Genomic DNA, 18512 nt, shown 5'->3' with positions numbered 1-18512 from the left:
TTACCCCGTTGTATTTTATTGGTTAATATATCTTTTTTCTTATTTTCAGGGTACTGATTCAATTTTCTTAGATGAGTATTATTTTATTTTTGCTGTAGCCAATACGTTGACTTTTCCATTTGCTCGAGCGTTCATAAAATCGTTGAATGAGCGATTTGTTTCGCTGCAACACTGGAATCGTTCTATTGGATTTGTTTGTCTTGTTTTTGCACTTCCCTTATCAATTCTATTTTTTATAAAAAAAAGGAATTAAAATCACCCCAGATAGAATATGTTTTATCTGGGGTGAGCTCTACATTAATCCCAATATTGATTTGTTAAATGCATCATAATCCAATTTATCTACAGCAGCTGCTACTAATAACATTATTAAACCGAATCCCAAAATCCCCATTGATGTTGTTGCCATGACGCCAAAAACAAAAGCTGTTAACTCTGCAGCAACCATACCAGCTAGTTGTTTTTCAACTTCACTATAAAAACCACTCCACTGTCCTGTTTTAACAGCTTTGCTGTATGCATCATACAAACTTAGACCATTTATCGAGTATGATATCACCCCGAACACCTTGCTATATTGTGCCAGTGTCTTAGATAACTCTGCACGGTTAACAGAATCTAAAGCTTGCGCAATTGCAGTCCTGTCCGCTGCACTAATTTTAGCATTTAATTGATTTTGATATTTTTCAAATGTTTTTAAAGCATCCTGTGCATTTTTTATTTTCTGACCTTTAGTCGACTCAGCCAGATTTTGTGCCTGTTTTGAAAACGCATCACTATATTTTGAAGTGACCTCTTTATAGAAATCAGCGGCCTTTCCTATAACGTTGTTAACATCTACTGCAAGGGCTTTTGCTTTCTCTTCTCTAGATTTAAAAGGAATCTGTTGTTGAGCATCTGGAGCTCTGTTCTCAAGATCTTTCTCCCAGTTGACATAATCTACTTGAATTACCTTCCCTGTTTTATGAATGTAAATTTTATAGACGTAGTTCTCTACGCGGGTTATATATATATGAGACTCTATGCCTTTTTGGGTTTTTCCATTGCCTAGTTCTATAACATCCCATTTTGGTACTTTTTTAAACCAGGAAGAATCATTTACAGGAGGGAATCCCATTGTGTTAGTATAGTCTGTATTTCCACCTGGTAATGTATCTTTGCCATTACCTCCGTTTCCCGCTGAGCCTCCGGGCTTGTCTGGTCTTCCATTAATTTCTATCCTAGGAGTGCCGTCTTTATCCCACGTTAAACTCATAGTTAACCTCTTTTTATCTGTGTTGATATTATTTAACTTACCATTTTTCAATTACTTTCAGTAAGCTCTAATTTATTTACCATTCTTGTATAAGTAAGTAAAGCACTCTTGGGTATGTTTTGTTGTGTGAGGCGCTTAGGCTGAATTTAGGGAGTCAAAACTTGGTAGGATTTTTGAGTTGATGGTTATTAAGGCTTACACGCAGAAAGCAATTTTATAAATTAAATATTGATTAATGTAGTTAGAGAGGAAGATGTGGTTTTGATAGCGTGTATAGTAGGTTAATAAATTTATTACGGTATCGTCTTTTAGATGAATGGTGCATTTCTCATTAATTCTCAGACCGGATAACCATGCTGACAATATCTTTGTTAGTGACAACGCTCATCCGCAACGATGGCTTTAAATTCTGGGGCAACGGCAAAGAAAGCCCCGCAATGCGGGGCTTTTTCTTTTGTAATTATTTAAAAAGCCGCGTATGTGAAAGCATGATCGCTTTTGCTTTTACTTCTGTTTCTTTCCCCATTTCATTACAGGTATCGAGCGGGTTTTCCAGCACATAACCCTGTGCTTTATGCTTGTTGAGAATGTGCACCTCTTTGACGGTCTTGAGGTAATTTGCCGGGACATCCTTAGTCCAGATATCCATGCAAGCACCGGCGCTGATAATCGCATCGTAGACGGTAGGGGTGATTTGGTTCTCGTCGAGTGTCACCGTCAGCGTATCACTGCTTTTCGAAACCTCGATTGGCTGCCACGGTTTAAGTGATTTTTTGAGAGTGGCGACGTCATTTGCCTGTGAGGTAAAGGACATAAAGGCGAGGGAAAGCAGGAGCGTATTTTTCAGAAGTTTCAAAATAATTTCCTTATTAAACATATGCTTGAAATCCATTGTGTCATTGGAATAATAAGAAAGTAAAGCCACTCACAGGGCAGGGCTATTTTGCGATGTGGTCAATGTGTGGGCGTGACCAGAAATAAATCATTTGATTTCAGATTGTTACTATCTATATGAAGTCACCAATAGTTGACGTACCTATATGAACTGAATTTTGAATATTCATTTGATCTAGTTAGTTAGATTGGAGGTATGACTGAACTATACATAGGCCCGGAGTAGTCAATCGGCTTACCGTTTAACTCATCTGCTATTCGGTTCTTATCTTCAAGCCAGTTTGCGAAAACTTCTAAACGCTCATAAACAAGCGGATGTTTATCGGCAGAAGCTGCGATCAGGAAAGCAATTGCCTGACCAACCTCTATGCATGCAAGCAGTGCATAATTCACTTGCCAACTATTTGATCCATAGACACCTGTGAGCTGGAAGCCATGGAATTTTGAATCTACCTCGCCAATGTCCGATAAGTGATTGAGCACGGCTTTATGGTTTGGATGTGCACCGTAATCAATAGCAGCATTGTAAAGCGCCATAACGTTTTCAGCCATTTGAGGGCTGAGGGAAACTAGTGCATCACAGGCTTTCTTTACAGTAAGTCTACGGCGGCATTTCTGGAGAGCTTTCTCCGATTTATGTCGGTTAGCCCAAATATCTCCCAATGCTTCGTCTTGAGATATTAAATATGCATAACAAGCTGACTCAAGCGCTGTACGTGCAACAGGGAAGACAGCTACAGTATGTCCTGAAAGTGCTTGCCCTACCGCATTGAGTAGCATTGTATAAGAATTCATTGCTAGAAAGAGAGCATAGGGGGGCGTCTCTAAATCATGTCCAAAAATCTCTTCCTGAAAGATTTGGTCCATCTGAAGAACCATTCCCATCAGTTGAGGGGGAGCCTCTGAGTGATCGGTATAATTTTCAAGGATTGCTTGTAAATAGTCGTTAAGAGTTCCAGCATTCACTTTCATCTTCTTTTTCCTACACTTTGTAATTATCGATAAGATGATATCTCAATCACTCTGAAGCATAACTACTCCAAGTCAGAGCTTATCTGACACAACCAAAAATACGCAAAATGCGTCCCATCATCACTTTTTGAAAGTGTTTAACAAAATGAAAGCCCCGCAAATGCAGGGCTTTCATTATCGATGTGGTCAATGTGTGGACATTGGTTGAAAAAAATCCCTTTATTTCATTAGGTTAAAGAAAAAAATAAGCCCGCGTAAGGGAGATTACGCAGGCTAAGGAGGTGGTTCCTGGTACAGCTAGCATTTATGGGTTATGTTTTTCAGCGGGGGGGATAATACCCGTATTGAACGAAGCGGTATGTGATCCGATTCTAAGAATTATCCCAGCGTGAAAAAATTTCCCTGATTGACTATTTGCCGTGTGGATTACGCGTGCTTTCACCGTTGAAATTACGCATCAGCAGCGCGAACTTCAGCTCCACCTCTTCCGGAACCGGCAGCCAGACGGTATGGCCGTCACCCGGTGCCACCTCAATCATTTGGCCTTTGCCGTTTTCCAGATGCTCCAGCGTGAAGTTCATGTTGCCCTGCGGGGTCATCAGCTCCAGGCTGTCGCCTTTGGTGAACTTGTTTTTCACCGCCACAGCCGCCAGCGCGCCTTTGCGCTCGCCGGTGAAGTCACCGACAAACTGCTGGCGTTCGGATACGGAGTAGCCATGCTCGTAGTTCTGGTAGTCGTCATGGGTATGACGGCGCAGGAAGCCTTCGGTGTAGCCGCGATGCGCTAGGCCTTCCAGGGTTTCCAGCAGGCTGGTATCGAACGGTTTACCGGCGGCGGCATCGTCGATGGCTTTGCGGTACACCTGCGCGGTGCGCGCGCAGTAGTAATAGGATTTGGTGCGGCCTTCGATCTTCAGGGAGTGCACGCCCATCTGGGTCAGACGCTCGACGTGGGCGATGGCGCGCAGATCTTTTGAGTTCATGATGTAAGTGCCGTGCTCGTCTTCAAAGGCGGTCATGTACTCGCCCGGACGTTTGGCTTCTTCAATCATAAACACGCTGTCGGTTGGCGCGCCGATGCCCAGCGTAGGCTCAACGTTGGTCACCGGGATCGGCTCATGCTTGTGGACGATGTTGCCGATGTCATCCTCTTTGCCTTCCTGGACGTTATATTCCCAGCGGCAGGCGTTGGTACAGGTGCCCTGGTTCGGGTCGCGCTTGTTGATATACCCGGAAAGCAGGCAGCGGCCAGAGTAGGCCATGCACAGCGCGCCGTGAACGAAGATTTCGATTTCCATATCCGGCACCTGGGTGCGGATCTCTTCAATCTCTTCCAGGGAAAGCTCGCGTGACAGAATGACGCGGGTCAGCCCCATCTGCTTCCAGAACTTGACCGTCGCCCAGTTGACGGCGTTAGCCTGCACGGAGAGGTGAATATCCATCTCCGGGAAGTTCTCCCGAACCAGCATGATTAAACCCGGATCCGACATGATCAGCGCGTCCGGCCCCATATCCACCACCGGCTTCAGGTCACGGATGAACGTCTTCAGCTTGGCGTTGTGCGGCGCGATGTTGACCACCACGTAGAATTTTTTGCCCAGAGCATGCGCTTCGTTGATGCCGAGCTGCAGGTTCTCGTGGTTGAATTCATTGTTACGCACGCGCAGCGAGTAGCGAGGCTGGCCCGCGTAGACGGCGTCGGCACCATAGGCGAAAGCGTAACGCATATTTTGCAGCGTTCCCGCCGGGGAAAGGAGTTCCGGTTTAAACATGTTTGTTCTCGTTCTGATGACAGGTCAGATCCGCGTGCACCTGGTGCAGCGGTAAGGGGAGATCCCCCACTTTAAGGGCGGGCATTGTAGCGCTGCGGGGCTGGGAGGTAAAGCGCCGGGTCGCGTCACCGCTCACCCGGCGCGCGTCGTGCTGTCAGGTGTTGTCTTTTACCGTCTGGGCAGAACCGTTAGTTTTGACCGAGGCAATACCCTTATCACGCGACTGTTCCGTCGCATACAGCTGGCTGCTGCCAATGACCTGATGATTGCCCGCCTTGAGATTGAAATGGAACTTACCGTTAGAGGCCGTTTTCTTCTCATAGCGCTCGTCCAGGGGGCTGTTCGTGCGTACGGAAGCAATGCCGTTTTCGGCGGCACTTTTGCTCGTGTAAAGCTCGCTGGTCAGAACGATCTCCCCGTTTCCAGCCTTCAGCACAAACCTGAACTGACCATCACTGCTTTTACTTAATTCGAACCAACCAGACATAGGAACTCCTTGATCGAAAGTAAAATTATCAGCACCAGTTATCAGTAAGCGAACCGGTAAAAAGAGTATGGTTGATTCCTGGATGGATTCCAGAAAAGAAAAACCCGCCAGAGGCGGGTTTCAGAGATGAAACGTCACACTATCCTGCACGCATCCGCTTCCCATCGATATCCCACGCCATACACCGCGCGAATAAAAGACTGATCGGCGTCCAGCGCCTCCAGCTTGCGGCGCAGGTTTTTGATATGGCTGTCGATGGTGCGGTCGGTCACGACGCGGTAATCGTCATACAGGCGGTTCAGCAGCTGCTCGCGGGAGAATACTTTCCCCGGCTCGTGGGAGAGGGTTTTCAGCAGGCGAAACTCGGCGGGAGTGAGATCCAGCAGCTTGCTGCGCCAGCTTGCCTGGAAACGGCTTTCATCGACGATCAGCGGGCTCTCCGCGTCCAGCACCTGAAGCTCGCGCTGCGGTTTGCAGCGGCGCAGAATGGTTTTCACGCGGGCGACCACTTCACGCGGGCTGTAGGGTTTGCAGATGTAATCGTCCGCGCCAATTTCGAGCCCCAGCAGGCGATCAATTTCTTCGATTTTGGCGGTGACCATGACGATCGGCACGTCGGAGAAGCGACGAATTTCCCGGCACAGGGTCAGGCCGTCGGTACCGGGCAGCATCAGATCCAGCAGGATCAGATCCGGCGGCGTCTGGCGCACGTAGGGCAGCACCTGGTCGCCGTGGCTTATCAGTGACGGGGCATAGCTGGCCGCGCGCAAGTAGTCGATAAGCAGCTGTCCAAGCTTGGGTTCGTCTTCGACAATCAAAATGCGCGGTGTGTTTTCGTCAATCGGTAACTCAGTCATACTTCTCTCGATAAATCCCGTTCCAGCGGTAACTCTACTGTAATGCTAACCCCGCCAAAAGGCGAATGGGCGGCGCGGAGGGTGCCATTATGCGCCTCGACGATGTTAACGCAAATCGCCAGCCCCAGACCGGAACCGCCGCTGGCGCGGTTACGGGAGCCTTCGGTGCGGTAAAACCGTTCAAACAGTTTTTCCAGCTGCGCATCCTGCACGCCGGGGGCGGAATCCGCAAAGGTGAGGGCGAAGCGTCCGTTTTCCTGTTTGCCGGAGATATGCAGCCCGCCGCCGCTGTCGGTATAGCGCAGGCTGTTTTCCAGCAGGTTGTTGAAGAGCTGCATCAGACGGTCCTTGTCGCCAAACACCACCGCGCTGTCCGGCAGGGAGAGGTCGATTTTCAGGTTACGGCTGGCAAAACGCTCCCGGAAGGCGCCGCTCGCAACTTCAAGCACGTTAATCACGTCAATAGGCGCCTTCTGGTAAGCCAGCGCGCCTTCATCCGACATGGAGAGCTGGTGGAGATCGTCCACCAGCTTGGTGAGCGTGCCCACTTCCGCCTGCAGGGAAGCGACCGATTCGGGCGTAAACTGGCGCACGCCGTCCTGAATGGCTTCCAGCTCGCCGCGCAGCACCGCCAGCGGCGTGCGCAGCTCGTGGGAGATATCGGCCATAAAGTCGCGGCGCATCTGCTGGTTCTTCTCCAGCGTGCTGGCGAGCTGGTTAAAGTCCTGCGCCAGCTTGCCCAGTTCGTCCTGGCTGCGGGTATCGACGCGGGTGGTGAAATCCCCGGCGGCCAGCTTGTGCGTACCTTCCACCAGCCGCTTTACCGGCGCGAGCAGGCCGCGCGCCAGCGGGAGGGTGGCGAGCGCGGCAAGCAGGGTGGAAAGGGCGACAATCAGCCAGCTTGTCCGGCGCTGCTGGCGGTCAAAGTTAATGTCGGTGTTGCGCGTCAGCCGCTCCACCGGGGAGGCGATAACCCAGCCAACGGTCGCGTTGTTGACCTTGATCGCACGGCGGGTGCCGTCCGGCGGTACCGGCGCGCGCGGGCCAACCAGCGTGCGCATGTCCTGGTCGATCACCCAGAACTGGGTGCGCCAGCCGTGCGGCGGCATACCCGGGCCCGGACGATCGTCACCTGCATCGTGCTCCAGCGAGCGCAGGATCTGGAAAACGAACCGGTCATTGTTGCGCAGAAAACGCCAGTTGCCGTGCTGGGCGTACTGTTCGCCCAGCGCATCGCTCAGCCCCTGCAGGCGCTGCTCGTTGCCGTGCTTGATGTAATCAATAAACCCGCGCTCAAAGCTGATTCGCACCGCCCAGTGCATGGTAACCAGCAGAACGATACAGGTGGCAAATATTGCCACAAAGAGCTTGCCGGTAATCCCCGGACGCCAGAATTTCATGAGCCACTCCTTTTGCCGCGCCTAATCACGACGTTCTTGCTGGTATCATCCGGCACTCTGGCGAAGATGAAAGCGGGCAGGGCGATAATGACCGCCATGCTGAGATAGGTATATAAAAAGACCTGATGCGCCACCGGCGTGTCGACGCTGAGGTGGTGCTGACCGTACATGCCGAGCAGCAGGCCGGCAATCGTGACGCCCACGCTCATAGAGAGCTGCATAACCATCGACAGCAGGCTGTTGCCGCTGCTCGCCAGCTCGTCCGGCAGATCTTTCAGCGTCAGGGTGTTCATCGACGAGAAGCGCATGGAGTTGACGATCCCCTGGCAGAACAGCACCAGCGGCAGGGCGTAGTACCAGCCCATCAGCGCCACGGCCATAAACAGCAGGCTGACCAGCGCCAGCCCCAGCGTGGCGGCCACCAGCACGTGACGATAGCCAAAGCGGTTAACCACCTGCACCACGATGCGCTTCATGCCCATGCTGCCGAGCACCATTGGGATCATCATCAGGCCCGCGTGAAACGGCGAGAAACCCATGCCAATTTGCAGGAACACGGGCGTCATAAACGGCAGCATGCCGCTGCCGACGCGTCCGGCGAAGCTGCCGAACAGGCCAAGACGGTAGGTGGGGTTGTTAAACAAGCTCAGGCTGAACAGCGCCTTGTCGTTTCCTCTGGCGTGCCAGAGGTACCACAAAATGGCGGTGAGGCCGAGGGCGACCAGAATACCCAGCGTCAGGGACGAAATCCCCAGCCCCTTTTGCCCGTCGAGCGCGAGGGTGAGCGTTGCCATCCCCGCCGCCAGCAGGATAAAGCCAAACAGATCGAAGCGACGCGTCTGCATTTTGTAGTTCGGCATCAGGGTCAGCGTGGCGATCGCGCCGATGATGCCCACCGGCAGGTTAATTAAGAAAATCCAGTGCCAGGAGGCGTACTCCACCAGCACCCCGCCCAGCGCCGGGCCCAGCAGCGGCCCCACCTGGCCGGGCAGGGTCACAAAGGTCATCGCCGCCATGTACTGCTCGCGCGGGACAATCTTCATTACCGTTAACCGCCCGACGGGCACCATCATCGCCCCGCCAACGCCCTGCAGCACGCGCGCCATCACCAGCTGGTCGAGAGTATGGGCCTGGGCGCAAAACAGCGAGCCGGTGGTAAACAGCACGATGGCGGTGAAGAAGATATTCCGCACCCCGACTTTATCGGCCAGCCAGCCGCTGGCAGGCAGCATCACGGCCACCGTCAGCACGTAGGAGACAATCACCATATGCATATGCAGCGGGCTCTCCCCCAGGCTTTTCGCCATCGAGGGGAGGGCGGTGTTGACGATGGTCGTATCCAGCGACTGCATAAAAAAGCCGAAGGCGACTATCCATAATTGCCAGCGAACGCTGCTGGGAAGCTCAGTCATTTACCCGGTCACCGTGGTTCTGTTTTTACGCGAAAAGCGCAGCCGCAGGCGGTCAAAGAACAGATAGACAACCGGCGTAGTGTACAGCGTCAGCAGCTGGCTCATCACCAGGCCGCCGACAATGGTGATCCCCAGCGGCTGACGCAGCTCAGAGCCGTCGCCGCCGGAGATCACCAGCGGCAGCGCGCCAAACAGCGCCGCCAGGGTGGTCATCATGATCGGACGAAAACGCAGCAGGCAGGCCTGGAAGATCGCCTCTTCCGGCGACAGGTTGCCGTTGCGCTGGGCGTCCAGCGCGAAGTCGACCATCATGATGGCGTTTTTCTTCACAATACCGATTAATAGCATAATCCCGATAAGCGCGATAAGGCTGAACGGCGCGCCGAACAGCTCCAGCGCCAGCAGTGCCCCCACGCCCGCCGACGGCAGGGTCGAGAGGATAGTCAGCGGATGCACGTAGCTCTCATACAGGACGCCAAGCACAATATAAACCGTGGCAATGGCGGCCAGAATCAAAATTACCTGCGAGTTCATCGTCTCCTGGAACACCTGCGCGGTGCCGGCAAAGCTGCCGCGCACGGTGGACGGCACGCCAAGCTGCGTCATTGCGCGGTTGATTGCGTCGCTGGCCTCCGAAAGTGACGAACCGGCGGGCAGGTTGAAGGAGATGGTCGACGCCGCCGACAGCCCCTGATGGTTTACCGACAGCGGCGCGTTGGCCGGTTGCCAGCTGGCAAAGTAAGAGAGCGGTATCGCCTTGCCGTCATTGTTGATCACAAACATCTTGTCCAGGGCGCTGATGTCCTGGGTATAGCGCGGGTCAACTTCCATCACCACCTTATACTGGTTCATCGGCTGATAGATGGTGGAAATCTCGCGCTGGCCGAAAGCGTTGTTCAGCAGGCTGTTGGCGGCTTCAACGTTAATGCCCAGACGCGACATGGTTTCGCGGTCGTAGGTCAGGGCCATCTCGGCGCCGTTGTCCTGCTGATCGGAGTTCACGTCCGCCAGCTCCGGCAGGGCGGCCAGCGCCTTGCGGATCTTCGGCTCCCACTCGCGCAGGGCGGCTAAATCATCAGAAAGCAGGGTGTACTGGTAGCTGGCGTTCGCCTGGCGCCCACCGACGCGGATATCCTGAACGGCCATCAAAAACAGGTTAGCGCCCGGCTCTTTGGCGAGCTTCACCCGCAGGCGGTCAATCACCTGCTGCGCCGTTTCGTTGCGCTCGCCGCGCGGTTTCAGGGTAATAAACATCATCCCGCTGTTAACGCGTGACCCGCCGGTAAAGCCGGTCACGTTATCCACGGCTTTGTCTTCACGAATGATCTTCATAAAGTCCTGCAGCTTGCCGCGCATCGCCTGGAAGGAAATGCTCTGGTCCGCCTGAATACCGCCCATTAGCACGCCGGTATCCTGCTCCGGGAAGAAGGTTTTCGGGATGGTGATATACATCCAGACGTTGAGCACGATGGTGCCGATCAGCACCAGGCCGACAAGCCGGGTATGGTTCAGCACCCACTTCAGCGATTTCCCGTAGCCCTCCTGCATCGCCATCAGGAAACGGCCAAAGCCCTTACGGCGCGGCTGCGAGTGCGGCTTGCTGCGCTTGAGCATCCAGCCGCACATCATCGGCGTGAGCGTTAAGGAAATAACCAGCGAAATGCCGATGGCCACCGACAGCGTGACGGCAAATTCCCGCAGCAGACGGCCCGGCAGCCCGCCCATCAGCAGCAGCGGCAGGAACACCGCTACCAGCGACAGGCTCATCGAGAGCACCGTAAAGCCCACCTCGCGCGTACCCTGGAGCGCGGCCTGCAGCGGCTTCACGCCGGCTTCCAGGTGGCGGGAAATGTTTTCCAGCACCACGATGGCATCATCCACCACGAAGCCCGTCGCAATCGTCAGGGCCATCAGCGACAGGTTGTTGAGGCTAAACCCGCACAGATACATGGCGGCGAAGGTACCGATCAGCGATACCGGCACGGCCACCGCCGGGATCAGCGTTGCCCGGCCGGAGCGCAGGAACAGGAACACCACCAGGATCACCAGCGCGACGGAGATAATCAGCGTCTGCTCCACCTCTTCCAGCGAGGCCCGGATGGTCGGGGAGCGATCCTGGGCAATTTGCAGATCGATCGCCGCCGGGATGGTCTGCTGCAGATCCGGGAGGCGGGCGCGAATGCCGTTCACCGTCTCGATAATGTTGGCTTCCGGGAGCTTGCGGATCATCAGCAAAATCGCCGGTTTGGCGTTGGTCATCCCGGCGTTGCGCACGTCCTGCACCGAGTCGGTGACGCTGGCAACGTCGCTTAAGCGCACCGCCGCGCCGTTGTTGTAGTGAATAATGAGCGGCTGATATTCCGCCGCGGTTTTCAGCTCGTCGTTGGTGTGGATCTGCCAGCGGTGGCTGTTGTCTTCAATCGCCCCCTGCGGTTTGCGCACGTTGGCGTTGCTGATGGCGGAGCGCACGTCGTCCAGCGATACGCCCTGGTTGAACAGCGCCTGCGGGTTTAACCCCACGCGCACGGCGGGCAGGGAGCTCCCGCCGACGCTCACGTCACCGACGCCGTTAATTTGTGAAATGGTCTGTGCCAGCTGGGTGGACGCAAAGTCGTACAGCTGCCCCTGCGAGTAGGTGTCCGAGGTCAGCGTTAAAATCATGATCGGCGCATCGGACGGGTTGGCCTTGCGGTAGGTTGGGCGGCTCGGCATCCCGCTCGGGAGCAGGCTTTGCGCGGCGTTGATGGCGGCCTGCACGTCCCGCGCCGCGCCGTTAATATCCCGGTCGAAGCTGAACTCCAGAATGATGCGCGTGCTGCCGAGCGAGCTGCTGGAGGTCATCTCGTTGACCCCCGCAATTCGCCCGAGCGAGCGCTCCAGCGGCGTGGCAACGGACGAGGCCATGGTTTCCGGTGAGGCACCCGGCAGCGAGGCGCTGACCATGATCACCGGGAAATCCACCTGCGGCAGGGGTGCCACCGGCAGCAGCCGGAAGCCCAGCACGCCGCAGAGGGTAATGGCGAGCGAAATTAATATCGTCGCCACCGGGCGATAAATGAAGAGGGCGAAAAACTTCACTTATGCCTCCTCTTCACGTTTCGGGAAGCGGCTTTTGGCCCACAGCGCCAGGCGGTCAAACAGCAGATAAATCACCGGCGTGGTGAACAGCGTCAGCACCTGGCTCACCAGCAGACCGCCGACCATGCCGATACCCAGCGGACGACGCAGCTCCGCGCCGACGCCGGTGCTGAGCATCAGCGGCAGCGCGCCCAGCAGGGCCGCCAGCGTGGTCATCAGGATCGGACGAAAACGCAGCAGGCAGGCCTGGAAGATGGCATCGCGCGGCGACATGCCCTGCTCGCGCTCTGCGGCCAGGGCGAAGTCGATCATCATGATGGCGTTTTTCTTCACGATCCCGATAAGCAGGATGATGCCGATGATGGCAATGACGTCCAGCTCGCTGCCCGCCAGCATCAGCGCCAGCAGCGCCCCGACGCCCGCCGTCGGCAGGGTGGAGAGGATGGTGATCGGGTGGATAAAGCTTTCGTACAGCACGCCGAGCACGATGTACATCGCCACGACGGCTGCGACAATCAGCCAGATGGTGTTGCCCAGCGCGGCCTGAAACGCCAGCGTGCTGCCCTGGAACTGGGTCTGAATATCGGACGGGAAGCTTACCGCTTTTTCAGCGGCCTGAATGGCCTCCACCGCTTCGCCGAGAGAATAATTGTCCGGCACGTTGAAGGAGATGGTGGTGGACGGGAACTGATCCAGATGGTTTATCGACAGCGGGGTATAGCGCTCCTCCACCGTCGCGATAGCGCTCAGCGGCACAATACCGCCGTCTTTGCTGGTCAGGCGCACCGAGTCCAGTCCCGCCAGGCCGGGGGTGTTCTCGGTGTTGTGCTCCAGCACCACGCGATACTGGTTCGCCTGGGTGTAGATGGTGGAGATCAGACGCTGCCCGAACGCGTTATACAGGGCGTTGTCCACGTCCGCCATGGTAATGCCCAGACGGCTGGCGGCGTCGCGGTTGACGTTCACATACGCCGCCAGGCCTTTGTCCTGCCAGTCGCTGCTGACGTCGGAGAGCTGCGGCAGAGTGTTAAGCTTATTCACCAGCTGCGGTACCCAGGTGCTGAGGGCATCCAGCGTGGTGGCCTGCAGCGTGAACTGGTACTGCGTGCGGCTGACCTGGGTATCGATGGTCAAATCCTGAATCGGCTGCAGGTAAAGCTCCACGCCCGGCACGCGGGCGACGGCGCTTTGCAGACGTTCAATCACGGCGTTGACGCGATCGTCGCGCTCATCCAGCGGCTTGAGGTTGATCTGCAGGCGCGCGCTATTGAGCGACGGGTTAGTACCATCTACCCCCACGTAGGAGGTGAGGCTTTCCACTGCCGGATCCTTCATGATGATTTCAGACACCTGCTGCTGGCGCTGGGCCATGTTGGCGAAGGAGACCGACTGCGGGGCCTGAAGCGTGCCCTGAATAATGCCGTTGTCCTGGATCGGGAAGAAGCCTTTCGGAATGAAAATCCACAGCATCACGCTGAGCGCCAGCGTGCCGAGCGCCACGCCGAGCGTCGCCCACGGGTGGTTGAGGACTTTCGCCAGCACGCGACCGTAGGCGGCAATAATCCGTTCGAACATGCGCTCGGAGGCGCGGGAGAAGCGGTTTTGCTTGCGCAGTGACTCGTGGCTCAGCATGCGGGCGCACATCATCGGCGTCAGGGTCAGCGACACCACGGCGGAGATCAAAATGGCGACGGCCAGCGTGACGGCAAACTCGCGGAAGAGACGCCCGACGATATCGCCCATAAACAGCAGCGGGATCAGCACCGCAATCAGCGAGAAGGTCAGCGAGATAATGGTAAAGCCGATCTCGCCCGCGCCTTTCAGCGCGGCCGCCAGCGGTTTTTCGCCTTTCTCGATATAGCGCGAGATGTTCTCGATAACGACGATGGCGTCATCCACCACGAACCCGGTGGCGATAGTGAGCGCCATCAGCGTCAGGTTGTTGATCGAGAAATCGAGGAACACCATGACGGCAAACGTGCCGACCAGCGAGAGCGGTACGGCGACGGCGGGAATAATGGTCGCCGGAACGTTGCGCAGGAACAGGTAAATGATCATGACCACCAGCGCAATCGCCAGCATCAGCTCAAACTGGGTGTCGGTGACCGACGCGCGAATGTTGGTGGTGCGGTCGGAAAGCACCTTCACGCTGACCGATTTCGGCAGGCTTTCAATCAGCTGCGGCAGCATGGCGCGGATGCTGTCGGCGGTTTCGATGATGTTGGCACCCGGCTGGCGCTGCACGTTCATGACGATCGCCTGCTGCCTGTTGGCCCAGGCCCCTAGCCAGCTGTTTTCCGCACCTTGCTCCACGGTCGCCACATCGCCCAGACGCACCGGGGCGCCGTTCTGATACGCGATAATCAGCTGGCGGTATTCATCGGCGGACTGCATCTGGTCGTTGGCGGAAAGTGTGACCGCGCGGGTCGGGCCGTCCAGCGAGCCTTTTGCCGAGTTGACGTTGGCATTGCTGATGGCGCTGCGGATGGTTTCGCTGGTCAGACCCAGCGCGGCAATCGCCTGCGCGTTAAGCTTGACGCGAACGGCCGGGCGTTGTCCGCCCGCCAGGGTGACGAGGCCGACGCCGGAGACCTGAGAAATCTTCTGCGCCACGCGCGTTTCGACCATGTCTTCGACCTGGGTCATCGGCATGGCGGAGGAGGTGACGGCAAGCGTCATTATCGGCGGATCCGCCGGGTTCACCTTGCTGTAGACCGGCGGGTTAGGCAGGTCAGACGGCAGCAGGTTGGTGGCGGCGTTAATCGCGGCCTGAACCTCCTGCTCGGCGACGTCCAGCGACAGCGTAAGTTGGAACTGCAGCGTCACGACGGATGCTCCGCCGGAACTCTGGGAAGACATCTGCTTTAGTCCCGACATCTGGCCGAACTGGCGCTCCAGCGGGGCGGTGATGGCGGAGGTCACTACGTCCGGGCTGGCACCGGGATAAAGCGTCACCACCTGAATGGTTGGATAATCCACCTCAGGCAGCGCCGACACGGGCAGGAAGCGATAGCCGATAATCCCGGCGAGCAGGATCGCCACCATCAGCAGCGTGGTGGCGACAGGGCGGAGGATAAACAGGCGTGACGGCCCACCTGTAGAGCCTGGCGGCATAACCTGCATCAGGAGGTCGCTCCCTGTTTCGCCGGTTCAACCACTTCCACTTTGGCCCCTTCGGTCAGACGGTCGATGCCGTCAGTGACCACGCGGTCGCCTGCGGAAAGGCCGGCGGCGATCACTACCGTCTGGCTGTCCTGAATCCCGGTTTTCACCAGGTGCTTGCTGACCTTATTGTCGCTGTTCAGCACCCAGACGAAGTTGCCTTCGTTACCCATCTGCAGCGCGGCGGTGGGGATCACCACCGCGTTCTCTTCGGTCGCGACCAGCATTCGCGCGTTGACGAACTGGTTCGGGAAGAGGGCATCGTCCTGGTTATTAAAGCGCGCCTTCAGCTTGATGGTGCCGGTGGTGGTGTCGATCTGGTTATCCAGACTGAGCAGGGACCCCTCGCTCAGTTTCTCCTTGTTGGTGCGGTCCCAGGCTTCCACCACCAGGCCGTTACCGGCTTTTTGCGCCTGCACTACCGTCGCAATGTCGCTTTCCGGCAGGGTAAAGACTAAATCGATCGGGTGGGTCTGGGTGATCACCACGATGCCCGTAGTGTCGCCGCTCGAGATCTGGTTGCCGATATCAACCTGCTTGAGGCCAACGCGGCCGTCAATCGGCGCGGTGATGCGGCTCCAGTCCAGCTGCAGCTGGGCGCTGGCCACGGCGGCTTCGTCGGCTTTGATGGTGCCCTGCGTTTCGCTGACCAGCGACTGCTGCGTGTCCAGCTCCTGACGAGAAACGAGGTTGGTTTTCACCAGCTGCTGGTAGCGTGCTAAATCGCGCCGGGCATTGGCGAGCGTGGCTTTGTCTTTCGCAAGCTGTCCCTGCGCCTGGGCGAGGGCGACCTTAAACTGGCTTGGATCGATTTCCGCCAACAGATCGCCCGCTTTGACCTGCTGGCCTTCCTGGAAGTGAATAGCCATCAGCTGGCCGTCGACGCGGCTGCGCACCGTCACGGTGTTGGCGGCGGTGATGGTTCCGAGACCGGTAAGGTAGCGTGGAACGGCTTTATTGACCGCCGTCGCCGCCTGGACCGGCGCCAGCGCGCCGCCACGCATACCGTGTCGCCCTCCACCTGCCGGGCGCTGCGGCTGGCCGGTGGCACTGGCGGGTGCTGCGGAGTTCGCGGATTGACTGTGCCAGTACCAGGCGGCGGCAAGGGCCACCACAATGATGCCAGCGGCGATTGCCCAGCGGGATTTATGACTGCCTTTCATCGTTATACGTTCTCATCCTGAATACTTCGGGGAATGATACTAGTTTAGTCAGGCGACGCAGCGGAAAAATGGAGGAAATATGGAAGACTGTCAGGAATGGTCTGAATGGTGCCGGTGCGGCTTCGTTGCGTGGCGCTCCGCGGATTCTGTTTAATCCAGGAATATTCTTTATACGTGGAATATTCCGAAGTTACTCCGTTCTAATGAAAAATACAATCCTCTGTTCAGCATTTTTTTATTAATTAATAGACCAGGAATATTCCTGTCATTATTAATGTGGCATAGGAATTTTCCCGCACTCACTAAATTGATGCATATTTTTAGCAAAAATTTAACAAATATTTTTATTGTGAGTCATGTTCAATAGTTTATTGATTCACAATGCTTTTTGGCTTTTTCGCATTCTTTTTCTATTTTGATTTGTATCAAAAAAGCAAAATAGATTTAAAATCCTTAATTTGTGTTAAATATAAAATTAAAAACCATTAAACACCTGTTTATTGGAATTTAATATTATTATTTGGCGTTACCAGCCGATTATTGATAAGAAAATTCTTAGAAACATTAAGGTTTTTCGTATTTTATAGTGTTGTGAGGAAGGTTATTTCGAATAATACTTTTTTGGCGCGGCAAATCTCGCTCGCAATTAAATGGAGCATCCTGGTTCTTATATAAAGAGTGCCTGGTTGCGCGTTTGTTCTCAGGAGAAAAAAATGAAAAAGTTATTACTGGTGGCCTCTCTGGTTTCTGTATTCGCAGCAGCAAATGCAATGGCTGATGTGACTGCATCTGCTACAGCGTCATGGGATGCTACTGCTACAAAAGATACGACCAGCATGCTGGTTGTTACTCCGCTGAACTCTCTGACTTTCCAGTATGCGGAAGGTCTGAACGGGTTTAACACTCAGGACGGCGCTTTTGATGTAACCATTCAGGGACAAGAAAGTGCGACAGATTTCGAGCTGACTGCACAGGTCATCAGCAATACGCTGACCAACGCAAGCGGCGATGCGTCTACGCTGGACGTGGGTGTGGCATGGAACGGCAATGCGCTTTCCAGCGCGTCTGAGACCGTACTGGTTAACTCCTCTTCAACCTCTGGTCTCGAAAGCCTGATGGCGGATGGTGCTTATAACGGTGCTGAGCGCGTGAGCGATCAGTCCAGCTTCAAGTTCTCCATCTCCTCTGCAACCTCTGACGGTACGACTCCGGTAACAGATTACTCAGCGCTGCCTGACGGCTACTGGACTGGCGATGTGAAAGTACAGTTCAACGCGACCTGGACCACGCCTGCGTAATGAATAAAATTCGGGGGAGTCACTCTCCCGAATTTTCTCAGGAAATAAGTAATGACTAAATATGTGCCAATAGCCATGTTGGTAGGGGTTGCCACATCCTTTTCCAGCTGGGCAATTAATGTGGGTGATATCACGTCGATAATGACTTCCGAAGCGAGTTCATTATCGAAAGAAATTATCAACACGACGGATTCAGCGCGCTACGTAAGCGTGACGGTAAAACAACTCTCCTCTCCGCTGCCCGGCGGCGTAGAGCTGAACGTTAATCCCGGTGAATTATTGTCGACGCCCGCCAGCCTTATTCTTCCAGGCGAGGCAAAAGACGTTTTCCGCTTTTTCTATAAAGGGCCGGAGGATGATAAAGAGCGCTATTACCGCCTGCAGTGGATAGATGAGCCGATCAGTGAAAGCGCCACAACCAAAGCCGGTAAGGCCGCGACGGCCACGGCCTCGGCGGAAATTGGCACCATTCTGGTGATTGCCCCGCGCAAGGAGCGCTTCGACTACAGCCGTCAGGACGACCTGATCACCAATACCGGCAATGTTTCCTTCCGCGTGATCGCCTACGGCGCCTGCAAGGACAAGGCGCAGGATCAGGGCAGGGGCTGCCGCGAGCGTTACTACGTTATGCCGGGCACAAAAATAAGGCTGCAAAAAAGCGATGTGTCGAACAGCCGTACCCGTATTGGCATCTGGCACGGCAAGCAATTTATTACAGTGAAGTAAAAGCATAACGCCATTACCGGTACCAAAAATTAAAAT

13 protein-coding genes are annotated in these 18512 nt (G+C 55.1%); 2 read left to right on the top strand and 11 right to left on the bottom strand.

The window, feature by feature from the left end:
- Positions 1–292 precede the first annotated feature (292 nt).
- The 11 genes from M2433_RS11090 to M2433_RS11040 all read right to left on the bottom strand — a co-directional run bounded on the left by M2433_RS11090 (position 293) and on the right by M2433_RS11040 (position 16452).
- Positions 293–1255 (bottom strand): colicin-like pore-forming protein, encoded by a 963-nt coding sequence (locus M2433_RS11090; RefSeq protein ID WP_429054363.1) that lies wholly within the window; start codon positions 1253–1255, stop codon positions 293–295.
- Positions 1256–1715: 460 nt separating this feature from the next.
- Positions 1716–2111: a hypothetical protein gene (locus M2433_RS11085; protein ID WP_429054365.1), complete on the bottom strand. Its 396-nt coding sequence runs from the start codon at positions 2109–2111 to the stop codon at positions 1716–1718.
- A gap of 221 nt (positions 2112–2332) precedes the next feature.
- The gene (locus M2433_RS11080; protein ID WP_429054367.1) at positions 2333–3121 is read right to left on the bottom strand and encodes a hypothetical protein; all 789 of its coding nucleotides are present in this window, start codon (positions 3119–3121) and stop codon (positions 2333–2335) included.
- Positions 3122–3531: 410 nt separating this feature from the next.
- The gene (gene yegQ / locus M2433_RS11075) at positions 3532–4893 is read right to left on the bottom strand and encodes a tRNA 5-hydroxyuridine modification protein YegQ (protein ID WP_429054368.1); all 1362 of its coding nucleotides are present in this window, start codon (positions 4891–4893) and stop codon (positions 3532–3534) included.
- Positions 4894–5047: 154 nt separating this feature from the next.
- The gene (locus M2433_RS11070) at positions 5048–5380 is read right to left on the bottom strand and encodes a YegP family protein (protein WP_047346508.1); all 333 of its coding nucleotides are present in this window, start codon (positions 5378–5380) and stop codon (positions 5048–5050) included.
- Between the two features lie 134 nt (positions 5381–5514).
- Positions 5515–6237: a two-component system response regulator BaeR gene (gene baeR, locus M2433_RS11065; protein ID WP_429054370.1), complete on the bottom strand. Its 723-nt coding sequence runs from the start codon at positions 6235–6237 to the stop codon at positions 5515–5517.
- The gene (gene baeS, locus M2433_RS11060; RefSeq protein ID WP_429054372.1) at positions 6234–7637 is read right to left on the bottom strand and encodes a two-component system sensor histidine kinase BaeS; all 1404 of its coding nucleotides are present in this window, start codon (positions 7635–7637) and stop codon (positions 6234–6236) included. The genes baeR and baeS overlap by 4 nt, the downstream gene beginning before the upstream one ends.
- On the bottom strand, positions 7634–9049 hold the full coding sequence (locus M2433_RS11055) for an MFS transporter (RefSeq protein ID WP_429054373.1): 1416 nt from the start codon (positions 9047–9049) through the stop codon (positions 7634–7636). Before M2433_RS11055 ends, baeS begins: the two co-directional genes overlap by 4 nt.
- Positions 9050–12127: a multidrug efflux RND transporter permease subunit MdtC gene (gene mdtC / locus M2433_RS11050; RefSeq protein ID WP_429054375.1), complete on the bottom strand. Its 3078-nt coding sequence runs from the start codon at positions 12125–12127 to the stop codon at positions 9050–9052. It lies immediately after the preceding gene.
- The gene (locus tag M2433_RS11045; protein WP_429054376.1) at positions 12128–15250 is read right to left on the bottom strand and encodes an MdtB/MuxB family multidrug efflux RND transporter permease subunit; all 3123 of its coding nucleotides are present in this window, start codon (positions 15248–15250) and stop codon (positions 12128–12130) included. It lies immediately after the preceding gene.
- Positions 15250–16452: an MdtA/MuxA family multidrug efflux RND transporter periplasmic adaptor subunit gene (locus M2433_RS11040; RefSeq protein WP_429054377.1), complete on the bottom strand. Its 1203-nt coding sequence runs from the start codon at positions 16450–16452 to the stop codon at positions 15250–15252. Before M2433_RS11040 ends, M2433_RS11045 begins: the two co-directional genes overlap by 1 nt.
- A gap of 713 nt (positions 16453–17165) precedes the next feature.
- Between M2433_RS11040 and ecpA the strand changes: the two genes are divergently transcribed.
- Positions 17166–17750 (top strand): common pilus major fimbrillin subunit EcpA, encoded by a 585-nt coding sequence (ecpA, locus tag M2433_RS11035; RefSeq protein ID WP_023336292.1) that lies wholly within the window; start codon positions 17166–17168, stop codon positions 17748–17750.
- A 51-nt stretch (positions 17751–17801) separates the two neighbouring features.
- Positions 17802–18476: a hypothetical protein gene (locus tag M2433_RS11030; protein WP_429054378.1), complete on the top strand. Its 675-nt coding sequence runs from the start codon at positions 17802–17804 to the stop codon at positions 18474–18476.
- Positions 18477–18512: the final 36 nt, after the last annotated feature.

This window comes from Enterobacter sp. AC1 (assembly GCF_050434705.1).
Classification (GTDB): domain Bacteria; phylum Pseudomonadota; class Gammaproteobacteria; order Enterobacterales; family Enterobacteriaceae; genus Enterobacter; species Enterobacter cloacae_L.
The sequence above is the reverse complement of the archived record's forward strand: the minus strand, read 5'-3'. Positions and strand labels throughout refer to the sequence as shown.

Excerpts from the sequence above, each read along its gene's own strand:
- M2433_RS11055 (WP_429054373.1), bottom strand. The coding sequence starts at position 9,049 with ATGACTGAGCTTCCCAGCAGCGTTCGCTGGCAATTATGGATAGTCGCC.
- yegQ (WP_429054368.1), bottom strand. The coding sequence starts at position 4,893 with ATGTTTAAACCGGAACTCCTTTCCCCGGCGGGAACGCTGCAAAATATG.
- ecpA (WP_023336292.1), top strand. The coding sequence starts at position 17,166 with ATGAAAAAGTTATTACTGGTGGCCTCTCTGGTTTCTGTATTCGCAGCA.
- baeS (WP_429054372.1), bottom strand. The coding sequence starts at position 7,637 with ATGAAATTCTGGCGTCCGGGGATTACCGGCAAGCTCTTTGTGGCAATA.
- M2433_RS11080 (WP_429054367.1), bottom strand. The coding sequence starts at position 3,121 with ATGAAAGTGAATGCTGGAACTCTTAACGACTATTTACAAGCAATCCTT.
- M2433_RS11045 (WP_429054376.1), bottom strand. The coding sequence starts at position 15,250 with ATGCAGGTTATGCCGCCAGGCTCTACAGGTGGGCCGTCACGCCTGTTT.
- M2433_RS11090 (WP_429054363.1), bottom strand. The coding sequence starts at position 1,255 with ATGAGTTTAACGTGGGATAAAGACGGCACTCCTAGGATAGAAATTAAT.
- M2433_RS11040 (WP_429054377.1), bottom strand. The coding sequence starts at position 16,452 with ATGAAAGGCAGTCATAAATCCCGCTGGGCAATCGCCGCTGGCATCATT.
- M2433_RS11070 (WP_047346508.1), bottom strand. The coding sequence starts at position 5,380 with ATGTCTGGTTGGTTCGAATTAAGTAAAAGCAGTGATGGTCAGTTCAGG.
- baeR (WP_429054370.1), bottom strand. The coding sequence starts at position 6,237 with ATGACTGAGTTACCGATTGACGAAAACACACCGCGCATTTTGATTGTC.
- M2433_RS11030 (WP_429054378.1), top strand. The coding sequence starts at position 17,802 with ATGACTAAATATGTGCCAATAGCCATGTTGGTAGGGGTTGCCACATCC.